Below are 14,257 nucleotides of genomic sequence, written 5' to 3' on the forward strand. Positions count from 1 at the left end.
CGGCAAACTTACAAAACCCCATCGGGCCCGGTCTGGTTTTACTGTTTTGATTTTCTGCCGGCTATTGTGCGGGCAATACGAAATATCTCGTCGCGCAGCCATTGGTGCGAACGGGACGCCGCATTGCGTACATGCCAGCTTTGACAAAATACGTATGATGGCAACACAACCGGGCACCGGCAAACGGCATACCCTGCCATCACGCTATCAGCCAGACGTATCGGCAGGGTGGTAATTACCGGGGTGCCTGAAATCAGCCGTGGTAAATTACCAAATGTTGCCACCTGCAACACGGTGCGCCGCGACCGCCCTATCCGTGCCAGTTCCGTATCGATGGCTGATGCTTCGTCGTCATCGTCAAAAACAACACGCGCATGTGATGCCGCACAATAGCGCTCCAGAGTATCAGGCGGGGCAGAATGAAAGCGGGGATCAAAATAACATTGAACGTTTTCATCAAATAACGAGCGCTGCATGATGTCGCTGGCATCACCGCCATAATCAATGGTAATCGCCATATCAAGTTTGCCATCACGCAATTTATCAATCATGTCCTGCTTGCGGCGTACCGGGCGAATTTTAAAGGTAATATCCGCTGCCAGTGCCTGAACACGGGCAAACAGCGTCGGTAACAGCACAGCGGCCTCGTAATCGTTCGCACCAATTGTGCAATGCAGGTGATGTTGCGGATTATGCGGGTCGAACTGGTCGATCCGGGTCAGGCTGCGCATATCTTCCAGCAAATGGCGGATACGGGGTGCCAGATCATGGGCATGGGCCGTAGGGGTAATACCCCGGCCTGCACGCACAAATAACGGATCGCCAACAACCTGGCGCAACCGTTCCAGGCCATGACTGACAGTGGGCTGCCCCACCCCAAGCAACGTGGCTGCCGCTGTGACCGATCCCTGATCGTAAATGGTTATAAATAAACGCAACAACCGAAAATCCAGATCCAATTCATCGATATTCATGCATGTTTTCCATTCATTTCATCGAATTGATCATATGCCAAATTCACGGCAGGATCAGCGCCAACATTGCGGTTGCCCGCATGATTTTTGGAGAAAAATGATGAAAAAACTGATTACTGGCGCCACCGGCCAATTTGGCACCCTTGCCCTGAGCCATTTAAGCACCCGTATCCCGGCAAGCGAAATTGTCGTCAGTGTTCGTAACCCGGACAAAGCTGCCGACATTCGCGCCAACGGCATTGAAGTCCGTCAGGGCGATTTTGACGACCAAACCTTGATGGAACAGGCTTTTGCCGGAATTGACGTCGCCCTGATTGTTTCCGCCGAAGCCGACAACGAAACCCGCATCCGCCAGCACCGCACCGCGATCACAGCCGCAAAAAATGCCGGTGTAAAACACGTTATTTATACCAGCGTGATTGATCCGCGAGCTGACAGCGCCTTTACCTATTCCGCCATCCATGCCGATACCGAGGCCTTTATCAAGCAAAGCGGCCTAACTTACACCATTCTTCGCAACAGCTTTTATGCTGACCTGTTATTAGGCGGCGTTCCCCATGCGCTTGAAACCGGGCAATATGCAGCACCGGCAGGCGATGCGGGCATTACCTATATTCCCCGTAACGATCTGGCTGAAATTGCCGCCATCGTCCTTGCCAACCCGGCAGAGCATGCCAACAAAACCTATGATCTGACCGGCGCCAAGGCCATCACCCATGCCGAAATTGCCGCCATCATCGCCAGCGCGACGGGCAAGGACATTGCCTTTGCCGATTTGCCGGGCGATGTTTATGAAGGAATTTTACGCAGCCTTGGCCTGCCTGAACATGCCGTCATCGCAGTTGCCGGTCTTTATCTGGCGGCAAAAAATGGCGATTACGCCACGGTCAGCACGGATGCCGCCAGCATCCTTGGCCGCCAACCGCAATCGGTGGACGACTTTTTAAAACATGCCCTGAACAAAGGGTAAGTCCCGCATCGAACCAGCCGTTTAAAACCACCACAGGCGAATGCTCCCACCCGGGGGCATTCGCCTTTTTTATACTGTCGACCCTACATTTGTTGCAGTCGGGGTGTCGTTTTGGTCTGATGCCGGATCTGTCGGGCGCAAATCGGCCCATTTCAACAAGGCATCAAGTACCGGGCACAGGCGCTGCCCCCAATCGGTCAGGCAATATTCCACCTTGGGCGGCACCTGATGATAAACAATACGTTTTACAATTCCATCGGCTTCCATCTGGCGCAATTGCTGGATCAGCATCTTTTGCGAAATGCCGTCAATGGCACGCTCCAGCTGCGAGAATCGCTTTACCTGCCCGCCAAAAAGATGAAACAAAATCACCAGCTTCCAGCGTCCCTCAAGCATCTTCAAAATTTCTTCAACACCGGCTGCCGGTGTTTCCGCCCCAAAACCCCATTTCTTACTCACGGGTAAGTACCTTACTTTTTTGTCGGTTCTTGTGCTTTTCCCAGTATAGCGCCAGCTTGCAGGCATCACAACGACCGCGGGGCACCCCCGCGCATCACAGACAAAAAGGCATCCCCATGACAGTCCTTCTTCCCGCTGCCATCGCCGGATTTTTTGACCAATGCACGGCGCGTAACTTTGCCGGTGTTTGCACCTGTTTTAGCCCCGATGCCCATGTTTACGACGAAAAACAAAATATCAACGGCCATGCTGCCATCGAAAAATGGATTACACATGCCATTGGCAGCACCGACGCCGTTCACGTCGTCACCTCGGCCACAGCCCTGCCCGATACTCCCGCCGCAAACCGGCAATCCCTTGCCGATATCACCGATGGGCAGCTTCGCGTCACCGCCGATGTATCGGGTAATTTCAAAGGCTCGCCTGTCAATCTGACCTATCTGTTCACATTGCACGACGGTAAAATTACAGCACTGGAAATTGGCTGATGCATAACATTCATTATCAAATCGACCCGACAGAATTTACCGGCAAACGGGTTCTGGTAACCGGCGGGACCAAAGGCATGGGACACGCCATGTTGCACCGCCTGCATAATGCCGGGGCAACTGTTGCCAGCACGGCCCGAAGCGCGCCGGAAAATCACCCGGGCCTGTTTATCAGCGCCGATGTCTCAACCGTTTCAGGCACCCGAGAAGTGATTGATACCATTATCGCGCAATGGGGCGGGCTGGATATTTTGATCAATAATGTCGGTGGCTCATCCGCACCTGGTGGCGGGGCACTTGGCCTGTCCGACGATGATTGGGAAAACACATTTAACACCAACCTGATGGCTGCCGTACGCCTGGATCGCGGGTTTTTACCCGGCATGATTGCGCGCAAAAACGGTGTTATCCTGCATATATCCTCTATCCAGCGACGTTTACCTTTGTTTGAAGCCACACTGGCCTATGCCGCTGCCAAAGCCGCCCTTAGTACCTATAGCAAGGGGCTGGCGAAGGAAATGGGGCCAAAAGGCATTCGCATTAACACCCTGTCACCCGGCTTTATTGAAACCACCGCGGCCAGCGCCCTGATCGAACGGCTTGCCGGGCAACAAGGCAGCACCATTGATGCTGCCCGCAATGGCCTGATGCAGTCACTGGGCGGCATTCCCATTGGCCGACCCGGCCGCCCCGATGAAGTTGCCGAACTTGCCGCATTTCTGGTGTCAGACCGGGCAATGTCAGTTCACGGCGCGGAATACACAATTGATGGCGGAACCGTGCCAACTGTTTAAATAGCGGGGCAATACAAGGCCCCTTCACCGAACGTTAGCCAGGCGCAACACGCCCAATGTGGCACATGGCACGTATGGCAATCACACCTGCCACCCTTGTAAAACACCCAAATAACAAAACCCCGCCATTCAATTGTGAATTGGCGGGGTTTTAAATGTTTGCGCGCACACCGATCCGGCTCAGACGTCGGCGTCCACACCAATTTCCGCAACGGCTTCTGTTTTGGCATCCTGCCTGGGTGGCGTATCAGATGCCGCTTCAAGTTCAACCAGGGCAACTTCACCGTTTTCAAGCTTCAAGGCAATCTGCCCATGCTTCAGACGAAGGGCGTATTGGCCAAAAAGTTCGCGGCGCCAACCATGCAAGGCGGCAACATCGGCGTTATCGTCCGCAGCAATGTTTTGTAAATCATCGCTTGATGCGACCAAACGCTGCGCCACACCTTTTTCTTCACTGCACAGCTTTAGCAATACCTTGAGCAATTCCACCGTTGGGCCAATTCCGGCGGGCAATTCAGTGCGAACCTTGGGCACGGGCCAGCTTTCCTGCGGCTCGGCAAGGGCGGCCTTTATCGCATCGATAATTGCCTGCCCCTGTTTGCTGGCACCAAAATTGCGGCCAACACCCCGGGTTTTATCAAGATCATTTTCGTTTTGCGGCTGACGGGCCGCAATATCAAGCAAGGTATCGTCGCGCAAAACCCGGTTACGCGGCAGGTTTTTGCGTTGGGCTTCGGTTTCGCGCCATTCGCCCAATGCCCTGGCAACTGCCAGAAATTTCGGGCTGTTGGACCGGGTTTTTAGCCGCAGCCATGCCTGTGCCGGGTCGATGGTATAAATGCCAGGGTCGGTCAGGCGTTCCATTTCTTCAAACAGCCACGGTGCGCGGTCATTGGCCGCCAAGCGTTCGTGGAAGTTTTCATAAATGGTGCGCAAATGCGTCACATCCGAAATCGCATAGCTAAGCTGCTTTGACGATAACGGGCGGCGCGACCAATCGGTAAAGCGCATCGACTTGTCGATGTTTTTACGAGCAACCTTGTTCACCAGCGTTTCATAACCAACCTGGTCCCCATAGCCCAAAACCATGGCGGCAACCTGGGTATCAAACACCGGGTGCGGCACCTTGCCGTTTAGATGAACAAATATTTCAATATCCTGCCGGGCCGCGTGAAAAACCTTGATCACGCTTTCATCCTGCATCAGATCAAACAAAGGCGTTAAATCAATGCCATCGGCCAGCGGGTCAATCGCGGCACCGGTATCGGTAAATTCGGGGCTGCATACCTGAACCAGGCACAGTTGCGGCCAATAGGTCGAATCCCGCATAAATTCGGTATCGACCGTAACATAATCAAATTGCCGCAGCCTGTCGCACAGCACGCGAAGGTCTTCTGTTTTTGTAATCGTTTCCATGAACCCTGCTATAACATTGCCCGGCAAAGTTCGCCAGTGGCTTGCCCGTTATCATACGGAAAATGGTCAATGGACCTAGATAATTTCATCTTCATCAAGCAGCGGATCAGACTGAAGATGGGTTTCAATGGCATCAAGCCGTTCCTGCAATTCCGCCGGACGCTTGATCGATGCCACATGAAACAGCGCATCACCCTGATTAACAATCGGCAAATTGGTCCGCCCGATGATCAGGCCATCCTGCCGGGCCAGCACCTCGGTGTCAGTCTGGCCAAACGGGTCGGACACTGCGGCAACAACATCGCCTGCCCGCACAAAATCACCCGCCAGCTTAAACGTTCGCAACAACCCGCCAACCGGGGCGCGCAACCATTGGCTACCCGATGATTTAAACGATGGCAAACGCGGCGCACGCACCGACCGTGCGGCCACCATGCCCAATTCACGCATCACACGTAAAACACCCGAAACCCCGGCCCGAATGGCCATTTCGTCAAAACGAAGCCCCTCGCCCGCTTCATAAAGCAGAATCGGCACGCCAATATCCTTGCCCGCCTGGCGCAAGGACCCTTCGCGCAAGGGTGATGTCAGGATAATCGGCGCACCAAACGATTCGGCATAGGACATGATATGATCATCGCCTTCATTCACCCGCACCTGGGGCAAATTCACGCGGTTCGCGGCAGCGGTGTGCAAATCAATCCCGAAATCGGACCGTTCGACAACTTCTTTCAAAAACAGATGGGCAAGCTGCCCGGCAAGCGAGCCATGGGCACTACCCGGAAAGCAACGATTAAGATCGCGCCGGTCAGGCAGGTAACGGGTGTGGTTTAAAAACCCAAATGCATTCACCACCGGCACCGCCAGCAATGTGCCGCGCAAATGGCGCAATACCGGCGATTTTAAAACCCGGCGAATAACCTCAACACCGACAATTTCGTCGCCATGCACAGCTGCACTGACAAAAAGGGTCGGCCCCGGTCGTTTGCCATGCACGACATTTACCGTCAAATTAACCGGGGTATGGTTCGATAAAAGTGAAATTGGAATATCAACAAGCTGACGGGTGCCGGGTGCGACTTTTTTGTTTCCAAGTTCAAAGTCGGAATTTTTCCGGCGCTGCTGCGCCACCGTTTCGTCGTATTCCAGCAACTTGTTATCCTTTGCCTTTTGTCTTTACCTTACCGGGCCGATAGTCGCGCTCCATGAATTCAATAATCATGGCGGCAATATCTTTTCCGGTTGCCCCTTCGATGCCTTCCAGCCCCGGCGAGGAATTTACTTCCATCACAACCGGCCCGTGGTTGGAACGCAAAATGTCCACACCGCACACATTAAGCCCCATTGCCTTGGCGGCTTCAACGGCTGTTGCACGTTCCTGCGGGGTAATACGTATGGACTTGGCCGATCCCCCCCGATGGATGTTGGATCGGAAATCACCCGGTGCGCCGGTTCGTTCCATGCTGGCAACCACTTTGCCGCCAACAACAAAACAGCGAATATCGGAATTACCCGCTTCCTTGATGAATTCCTGCACCATGATGTCAACATTGGCCCCTCGAAAGGCCTCGATCACGGATTTGGCGGATTTTTCGGTTTCGCCCAAAACCACACCAATGCCTTGGGTACCTTCCAGAAGTTTGATCACCACAGGCGCTCCGCCCACAATCGACAAAACCTCGTCGGTTTTGCGCGGGTCGTGGGCAAAGGCGGTAACCGGCAGGCCAATGCCCCGGCGCGCCAGAATTTGCAACGAACGCAATTTATCGCGCGACCGGCCAATGGCAACCGATTCATTGAGCGGATAAACGCCCATCATTTCAAACTGGCGCAACACCGCCAGACCAAAAAACGTCACCGACACACCGATACGCGGAATAACCGCGTCATAACCGCTCAGCTTTTCACCGCCATAATAAATTTCTGGTTTCATCGATGTGATGTTCATCGTCACCCGCAGGGTGTTGATCACATCAATCTGGTGGCCGCGTGCCTCGGCGGCCTCCACCAGCCGCTTGTGGGAGTACAGATTGGCGTTGCGTGCAAGCATCGCGATTTTCATAAAATGGACTCCCGTTAAAGCAAAACTATGTGGAACGCCAACAACACCGCAACACAGGCGAGCGTTATTCACCGACCGATTGTTCGGCCATATAAACGTGTTCCGGCTTTCCCGCCAGATAAGATTTTGCCGGTTGAACCAAAAATCTTCCGGCCTTGATCGCTGTGCGCCCCAGCAACATCGGAAAACCCATTAACGACCGGTTCGCCAGCGATATTTCCACCTTCACCCGATGGTGACCAACCGCAATATGGGTGGCAACAATATAGCGTTCATCCTGTTTGCCGTTGGAACTGCGAATGTGGCGAATAGCCAATAAAGGCGCCTGGCAGTTTACCCGACCATGCCCGTCACCACGGTAATGGGGCAAGACAAATTTGACGAATTTTTTATGATCAATTTCAACAACTTCGATATGGGTCGCATGGATTGATGATGTCCGCGCCCCGGTATCAACCTTTGCCTTGATCAGGGGCACGCCAAAATCTGGCAACCCGATCCATTCCCGCCACCCTAACACATGACCACCCGCCACCAGGGCATCGGTTTGCGATTTAAGGGATTTTTTCACGACATTGCGTTTTTCGATCACACAACTGTTCCTGCCTGTTATTGGAATACCCTGTATAGCGCCAACAGTTTCAGCTACCTATTGCAAAACACAGAGTTTCTCCACTTTGGCATGGCAACCACGTAATACAAGGACGCGCTGTTTCATCCCCATCCCTTGGTGACTGGTAAACGCCTGCGACACCACACGGTTCCAACAATGGATTATGCCGTTGTCCTTTTGCCCCCGGGCGACCATTGGCCGGCTATGGGTTATCTTCCATCACGGCACGCACCAGTGGCAGGGTAACGGCGCGCTTTTCGGCAAGGGCGCGGCGGTCAATTGCCGCGACAAGCTGGGTTAGGGCCGCAAAGGAACGCTCAATACGCGGCACGATATAGGCGACAATTTGCGGGGCCGGTGCAATCTGACGATCTGCAAACAGCTTTATCAGCAATCCTACCAGCAAATCATCATCGGGCGGGGATATTTCACACACCAGCGCCGCCCCCAGACGGGACCGCAAATCGGCCAGTTTTACATTCCAGCGCGAGGGCGGCTGTTGTGCTGTCAGCAACAAGTGCCCGTTGCGTTCTTTCAACATATTATACAGATGAAAACACACCGTTTCATCCAGGGCCATATCGGCATCTTCAATGACAAGCCCGGTATCATCGCCCAGCAATTTATCGGGGTTAGCCCCGATCAGGTCCGCCCCGGCGACACTTGATGCCCCGGACAGCGCCCGCCACACCTCGGCCAGGTGGCTTTTCCCGGACCCGGCCGGGCCATACAAACACAGGGCCGGTACCGGCCAGGCTGGCCAACGGTCTATCCAGGCAACAGCCTCGCGGTTGCAATTGGTCACCATAAAATCCGCCCGTGCCAAGGCCGGGCGCATTTCCAGCGCCAGGGGCAATTGCTGCGGCATTACGGGTTCCATCGTCGGTGCAGTCATTGTTTGTGTTTCAATTTCATCATCCGCGGGGGTCTTCGGTCGTGTCATTTTTAGGTGTATCGGGTGCAGATGCAGGCGGCGGCGTTTTGACGTGCGCATTCGTATCCGGCGATGCAGTGCCTTCCTGCCGGGTGGCAATAACGTTTACTTCACCGTTACCGTCAACACCGGTTCCCGCCCCGGCGGCAATCGGATGTGGCGCATGATCATACAGGCGGCTATCGAGATATTGCGCCAGGCCATATCGCACCAGCACACCAATCGCGGCAGCAACCGGCACCGCCAGCATCACCCCTAGCAACCCGAACACCGCGCCACCAGCCAACAGGGCAAACATCACCCAAACGGCATGCAGGCCAACTTTATCGCCAACCAGTTTCGGTGTCAGGAAGTTGCCTTCCATTAACTGGCCCAGCAAAAACACACCAACGACAAACACCACATCCAGCCCAAGGCCAAACTGGGCAATCGCCACACCCAGCCCCACGGCAAAGCCAACCAGCATGCCAAAATAAGGGACAAACGACAAAATACCGGTCATCAGGCCAATCAGAAACCCGAATTCCAACCCTACCAGGGTTAGCCCTACGCCATAAAACAGGCCCAGCAACAAGCAGACCGTGGATTGCCCACGTACAAACCCGGCAAGGGTAAGATCAATATCGCGCGCGCATTGGCGAATATCGCCCGCCAGCCGGCGCGGCAACCAGCTATCAATCTTGGCAACAATTTTGTCCCAGTCGCGCAGCAGATAAAACGAAACCACCGGCGTAATGAAAACCAAACTCAGGAAATTCAACAGCGCCAGGCTTCCTGTCAAAAGGTTGCCCAGAATGTTACCGGCCCATTTAATGGCATTGGCCGTTTGCCCCTTGATCGATTCGCCAACGCTATTAAGCGTCTCAGGGGCAATTTTGTCGGCGATATGCTGAATATAAGGCCCCGCCTGCGTCCGCAGATCAGAAATATAACCCGGCAGGCGTTCCAGGAACCCGGCAAGCTGACTGCCGATAAGCGGCACGATCAACAGCAACACAAAAACAAGGAATAAAAAGAACAGCGCTGTGATAATCGCCGTTGCCACCGTGCGGCTAAGGCCGCGCGCCTCGAGTTTATCTGCCAGCGGATCAAGAAAATAGGCAATCGCCATTCCCGCGACAAACGGCAATAAAATACCGGAAAATAACCACACCAGAAAAAAGAACGCCCCAAGGGCAAAAAACCAGAAACGCATCTGATCGCGGATCGTCATGTCAGTTTCCTGTCTTCCCTGCGACGTTCAATGGCAACAGCCATCCCTGTGCCCCCATTTGGCGGCGACGATAGATATTTGCAGCACCATCATAACACAATGTTGCATCGCAAACAGACGGGCACACGTCCCATGGCCGTGCGCCCGTTAAATTTTCCCGGTCCAACCGGGCTGGTTGATGCTGCCTTATATCATTGCCGCATCAACAACAAAGCCAAATTGCCCCGGCTTAGGGATTGCCCATCAATTTAGCCAGCCGGTCACTGCCCGATGGCTCAACAAACCACAATTGGTCAATTTGCTGCAAATCAAGGTTTTGTTGTGCCAACGCAACACGGAACTGGTCCGGAGTCCCGGCAAATTCAACATCAACCTGTACTTCGCGCCGCGACATCGCCACGACCCGCATCAGTTTAATCACCGGCAGGTTCTCAAGGCGGCTTTCAATACCGGCCCAGTCATCCATGCTGGTAATTGGTACAAACAGCATTAATTCGCCGCTGGCGCTGTAATCAATCATACTGGCCTGCTTCCAGCTGCTTTCCAGCCGGGCGCGCACGTCGGCGGCGGCCCGTTGCAGCATTGCCGAAACCGACTCGCCCTCAGCCTGACTTTCATGCACACCGAAAACCTGCGGCGCCCCGCCAGCATCATATCGCGTCACCGACACGTCCACTGCCTGGCCATTGCCACTTCCGCTCATGGTCGCATCTGCAACGGCAACATTGGCCCCGTAACGCTGGCCGATTTTGTCAATTGCCGCCTGGTCACCCCCTTGGGCCTGTTCCACCGAAACCGTACCGATATCGCCCAGATCCCCCACAGCAAGTGTTACAGGCACCAGTCCGCTATTGTTGCTTACCTGGTTCCAGGCATCGCGCCACGGGTTGGGGTCGTCCCACAGGTTCGTGTATCCCTGATCAGAATATACCGGCAAAATCAGAACCTTGCGGGCCGTCGTTTCGGCAAAGGGCACATTGCGATTACGCAAGAATGCCCGCACCTGGTCGGCCTTAAAGCGCACGGTCATGTCGGCGATATAGCGCACCGACGAGGTTTTTTCGTTCGACACGCCAAAATCACGCACCATATTGGTAATCGTACGTTGATCGGGTGTAGCAACACCTGCCCCGCCGTCTGAAACCGTTAACCGGTTGATCAGGCGCGAAAATGCGGCACGCTGCCCGCTTGCCAACGCCACATCGCGGGCTTTGGTTGCACTATCGGCGCGTTCATCCACATGAACGCCGCTAACAGTATACAAATCCTGCGCAACAGCAGGCGTTGCCGCCGCTGTAACCAGAACCAGAATTCCGGCGATCATTCCGGCCAGCAGATGAATTGGTTTTAATCGATCCAGCACGTTTGCCTCTTTGCCCGTTTTGTCATGGTTCAGGCCCCTGAAAATGGTTTGCCTGTGCCTTTTACCAGCGCGGCTTCACAAAGACCTTGTTGCATAGGTAACGCATGACGGAAAGAAAAGTCTCCCATGCACAGCAGATCATTGCATTCATCACGGGTTTGAGTATTTTCGGGCCAGCGGAATTTATCAAGTCCGCGTTTATCATCGCTACCATGTTATCACTGCCGGGGTGACGATGATAAACGCGGGCTTATCCGCTTTCCCTTTTAAATTCAGTGAGTGCGAGGATCGCCCATGACCGCCCGCAACGGCCTCACCTATAAGGACTCCGGCGTTGATATTGATGCCGGTAACGCCCTTGTCGATGCAATTAAACCATTGGCCAAGGCCACCAGCCGTTCCGGTGTTTCCGGCGGACTGGGTGGATTCGGCGCACTTTTCGACCTTAAAGCCGCCGGTTACAACGACCCGGTGCTGGTTTCGTGCACCGATGGCGTCGGCACCAAGCTGAAAGTCGCCTTTCTGGCCGACAAGCACGATACCGTTGGTATTGACCTGGTTGCCATGAGCGTGAACGACCTTGTTGTTCAGGGTGCCGAGCCACTGTTGTTTCTGGATTATTTCGCCACCGGCAAACTGGCGGTCGATAAAGCAACCGATGTGGTTGCCGGTATCGCCGAAGGTTGCAAACAGGCCGGTTGTGCATTGATCGGTGGCGAAACCGCCGAAATGCCGGGCATGTATGCCGATGGCGAATATGATCTGGCCGGTTTTGCCGTGGGTGCGGCTGAACGCGGCGACCTGCTTGATGGCAGCAACGTTGCCGAAGGCGATGTTATTTTGGGCCTGGCATCCAGTGGTGTGCATTCCAACGGTTATTCGCTGGTCCGCAAGGTTGTTGAAAAAGCAGGCCTTGCCTATGACGATGACGCCCCGTTTGCACCGGGCACAAAGGTTGGCGAGGCCTTGCTTGAACCGACCAGAATTTACGTCAAAAGCTGCCTTGCCGCCCATAAGGCCGGTTATGTAAAGGCCTTTGCCCATATTACCGGCGGCGGCCTGACCGAAAATGTCCCGCGTGTTCTGCCCGAAAATGCGACGGCCGTTTTCGATGCCGATTGCTGGGATTTCCTGCCGATTTTCAAGTGGCTGGCCAAAGAAGGCGGCATTCCGTCAGTTGAAATGGCCCGCACCTTTAACTGCGGCATCGGCATGTGTGTTGTCGTTCCGGCAGACAAAGCCGACGAAGCCGAGGCCCTTTTTCGCGAACATGGCGAAACCGTCAGCCAGATTGGCACCATCGGCCCGCGCGCAGGCGATGGCCCCCAGGTGATCATTAAAAACATGGGCCGGGCATGGGAAAAGTAAACCGGCTGAAACTGGCGGTTCTGGTTTCGGGCAGCGGCAGCAATTTGCAGGCCATCATTGATGCCTGCAATAGCGCCGATTATCCGGCGGAAATCGTGCTGGTTTTTTCCAACCAGCCCGATGCCAAAGGGCTGGACCGCGCCCGTAACGCCGGGATCGAGGCCAAAAGCCTGGCCCATAAGGGTTATCCCGGCGGACGCGAAGCCTATGACCATGCGGTAAGCGAACTGATTGCGCAAAGCGGGGCGGATCTGGTGGTGCTGGCCGGGTATTTGCGATTGGTTAGCGAAAGTTTTGTCAAACGCTGGGAAGGACGGCTGATCAATATTCATCCGTCCCTGCTGCCATCGTTTAAGGGCCTTCATGCCCACGAACAAACCATTGCCGCCGGGGTTAAATATTCCGGCTGCACGGTGCATTTTGTCGTGCCCGAAATGGATGCCGGCCCCATCATTGCCCAGGCTGTTGTCCCGGTATTGGCCGATGACGACGCCCAGAGCCTTGGCCAGCGCATTTTGCGCCAGGAACACCGGATTTACCCGCAAGTGATCCGCTGGATTGCGGAAAACCGGGTGGTTGTTGGCGATGATGGCCGGGTTACCGTTCGCGATTCGCACAGCCCGGATTTTGCCCAAATCAACCCGGTCACCCGACAGGGATGAAAGCACCGCTGGCGTCAATGGTGGTGCCAGCTTTGATTTATGCCTGCTGCCAAACCCAATTCAACCATCGCGTTTTACGCAAATGGTTGAATTGGGCGATAAAAACCCGTCTTGCACGCGATGCAGCAGCCGTTTATAACAAGAAAGACTCCAGAACAATCTGCCACCGAATTTTAGTTGGAGGTTTTTCGGTTTCGCCATGATGCATGAATTACATTATGGCAGTTTGGTGCCACATTGTTCTGGCCGTGCCCTTTTATAAAATGGAGGCCCCTGTGCAGGGAAACGATTACGAACTGACCAACACCCACAAAGACATCTATGCCGGTTATACCCGCTTTGTAAAATATTCGACCGGCAGCGTCATTGCTCTTGTGGTTTTGATGGCACTTTTTTTACTGTAATTTCAGTCAATTAATCATATTGGCTTTTTGTGCTGTGCTTCACGCACGCCTGAAACTAATCAAACCGCCCATATTATCGGGCGGTTTTTTTTATGCCCGAAATCACCAGCTTTCGCCAGGCAACAAGGCCCGGAAAACGTCATTTCTCATGCCGGAAAACTTCAATATTTGCATTAATTCCAAAGGTTTTCTCGCCATTAAATAGTTACATTCCCGGCACAAATTCACCCCGCTGGTGTTGCTTAATAAAACCATCAAAAACCGGTTACATCCAAAGTAACCAACTGCGACACCATTCTTTACGGAGGATGACATGCAAGGTAGCGGATACGACCCTAATCTGGTTCAGGAACACGAAAAGACCTGGCACAACTTTGTCTGGTTTCTTTTTACCAACGTGCTGGCGGCAGCAGCAACGTTACTGCTTCTGATGATTTTTTTCCTGTAGCCGGAAACACCCCGGGAAATATACATGATATATCGATTACAGGTTCGGGCGGGTGCCCCTTACCACCCGCCCGAACCTGTTTTTAAGCA

17 protein-coding genes are annotated in these 14,257 nt (G+C 54.1%); 8 read left to right on the forward strand and 9 right to left on the reverse strand.

Going from position 1 to position 14,257, the window contains the following annotated elements:
* Positions 1–38: 38 nt before the first annotated feature.
* Positions 39–974, reverse strand: coding sequence for a LysR family transcriptional regulator (locus tag J4E05_RS04525; RefSeq protein WP_349592769.1), 936 nt, complete (start codon positions 972–974; stop codon positions 39–41).
* A gap of 97 nt (positions 975–1,071) precedes the next feature.
* On the opposite strand from J4E05_RS04525, the gene J4E05_RS04530 reads away from it, so the two are divergent.
* Positions 1,072–1,944 (forward strand): SDR family oxidoreductase, encoded by an 873-nt coding sequence (locus J4E05_RS04530; RefSeq protein ID WP_349592772.1) that lies wholly within the window; start codon positions 1,072–1,074, stop codon positions 1,942–1,944.
* A 69-nt stretch (positions 1,945–2,013) separates the two neighbouring features.
* Here J4E05_RS04530 and J4E05_RS04535 read toward each other — a convergent pair whose 3' ends face one another.
* The gene (locus J4E05_RS04535; protein ID WP_503012323.1) at positions 2,014–2,403 is read right to left on the reverse strand and encodes a winged helix-turn-helix transcriptional regulator; all 390 of its coding nucleotides are present in this window, start codon (positions 2,401–2,403) and stop codon (positions 2,014–2,016) included.
* A gap of 116 nt (positions 2,404–2,519) precedes the next feature.
* On the opposite strand from J4E05_RS04535, the gene J4E05_RS04540 reads away from it, so the two are divergent.
* Together J4E05_RS04540 and J4E05_RS04545 are read left to right on the forward strand one after the other, a co-directional pair.
* Complete coding sequence (locus J4E05_RS04540; protein WP_349592775.1) at positions 2,520–2,891, forward strand: nuclear transport factor 2 family protein; 372 nt, start codon at positions 2,520–2,522, stop codon at positions 2,889–2,891.
* Positions 2,891–3,685 carry an SDR family oxidoreductase gene (locus tag J4E05_RS04545; protein WP_349592778.1) on the forward strand — a complete coding sequence of 265 codons (795 nt, stop codon included), beginning with the start codon at positions 2,891–2,893 and terminating at the stop codon, positions 3,683–3,685. The genes J4E05_RS04540 and J4E05_RS04545 overlap by 1 nt, the downstream gene beginning before the upstream one ends.
* A 180-nt stretch (positions 3,686–3,865) precedes the next feature.
* On the opposite strand, the gene rnd is transcribed toward J4E05_RS04545, so the two are convergent.
* From rnd to J4E05_RS04580, 7 genes are all read right to left on the reverse strand, one after another.
* Positions 3,866–5,101, reverse strand: a complete 1,236-nt coding sequence (gene rnd / locus J4E05_RS04550; protein WP_349592781.1) for a ribonuclease D — start codon at positions 5,099–5,101, stop codon at positions 3,866–3,868.
* Between the two features lie 75 nt (positions 5,102–5,176).
* On the reverse strand, positions 5,177–6,253 hold the full coding sequence (locus J4E05_RS04555; RefSeq protein WP_349592784.1) for a succinylglutamate desuccinylase/aspartoacylase family protein: 1,077 nt from the start codon (positions 6,251–6,253) through the stop codon (positions 5,177–5,179).
* 4 nt (positions 6,254–6,257) lie between these two features.
* Positions 6,258–7,163 carry a 30S ribosomal protein S6--L-glutamate ligase gene (gene rimK / locus J4E05_RS04560; RefSeq protein WP_085593724.1) on the reverse strand — a complete coding sequence of 302 codons (906 nt, stop codon included), beginning with the start codon at positions 7,161–7,163 and terminating at the stop codon, positions 6,258–6,260.
* Between the two features lie 64 nt (positions 7,164–7,227).
* The gene (locus tag J4E05_RS04565; protein WP_349592788.1) at positions 7,228–7,755 is read right to left on the reverse strand and encodes an ATP-dependent zinc protease family protein; all 528 of its coding nucleotides are present in this window, start codon (positions 7,753–7,755) and stop codon (positions 7,228–7,230) included.
* A gap of 223 nt (positions 7,756–7,978) precedes the next feature.
* The gene (locus J4E05_RS04570; RefSeq protein ID WP_349592790.1) at positions 7,979–8,671 is read right to left on the reverse strand and encodes an HdaA/DnaA family protein; all 693 of its coding nucleotides are present in this window, start codon (positions 8,669–8,671) and stop codon (positions 7,979–7,981) included.
* A gap of 19 nt (positions 8,672–8,690) precedes the next feature.
* The gene (locus J4E05_RS04575) at positions 8,691–9,923 is read right to left on the reverse strand and encodes an AI-2E family transporter (protein WP_349592793.1); all 1,233 of its coding nucleotides are present in this window, start codon (positions 9,921–9,923) and stop codon (positions 8,691–8,693) included.
* Positions 9,924–10,152: 229 nt separating this feature from the next.
* On the reverse strand, positions 10,153–11,286 hold the full coding sequence (locus J4E05_RS04580) for a DUF2066 domain-containing protein (protein ID WP_246833035.1): 1,134 nt from the start codon (positions 11,284–11,286) through the stop codon (positions 10,153–10,155).
* Positions 11,287–11,580: 294 nt separating this feature from the next.
* Here J4E05_RS04580 and purM point away from each other — a divergent pair, with 294 nt between their 5' ends.
* The 5 genes from purM (at position 11,581) to J4E05_RS04605 (ending at position 14,168) form a co-directional block, all read left to right on the forward strand.
* On the forward strand, positions 11,581–12,654 hold the full coding sequence (gene purM / locus J4E05_RS04585; RefSeq protein WP_349592796.1) for a phosphoribosylformylglycinamidine cyclo-ligase: 1,074 nt from the start codon (positions 11,581–11,583) through the stop codon (positions 12,652–12,654).
* Positions 12,642–13,316, forward strand: a complete 675-nt coding sequence (purN, locus tag J4E05_RS04590) for a phosphoribosylglycinamide formyltransferase (protein WP_349592799.1) — start codon at positions 12,642–12,644, stop codon at positions 13,314–13,316. Before purM ends, purN begins: the two co-directional genes overlap by 13 nt.
* Positions 13,313–13,519 carry a hypothetical protein gene (locus J4E05_RS04595; RefSeq protein ID WP_349592802.1) on the forward strand — a complete coding sequence of 69 codons (207 nt, stop codon included), beginning with the start codon at positions 13,313–13,315 and terminating at the stop codon, positions 13,517–13,519. The genes purN and J4E05_RS04595 overlap by 4 nt, the downstream gene beginning before the upstream one ends.
* Positions 13,520–13,534: 15 nt before the next feature.
* Positions 13,535–13,720 (forward strand): aa3-type cytochrome c oxidase subunit IV, encoded by a 186-nt coding sequence (locus J4E05_RS04600; RefSeq protein WP_168184950.1) that lies wholly within the window; start codon positions 13,535–13,537, stop codon positions 13,718–13,720.
* Between the two features lie 313 nt (positions 13,721–14,033).
* On the forward strand, positions 14,034–14,168 hold the full coding sequence (locus tag J4E05_RS04605; RefSeq protein ID WP_139835666.1) for an aa3-type cytochrome c oxidase subunit IV: 135 nt from the start codon (positions 14,034–14,036) through the stop codon (positions 14,166–14,168).
* Positions 14,169–14,257 lie beyond the last annotated feature (89 nt).

It is taken from the genome of Thalassospira sp. NFXS8 (genome assembly GCF_040148805.1).
Classification (GTDB): Bacteria; Pseudomonadota; Alphaproteobacteria; order Rhodospirillales; family Thalassospiraceae; genus Thalassospira.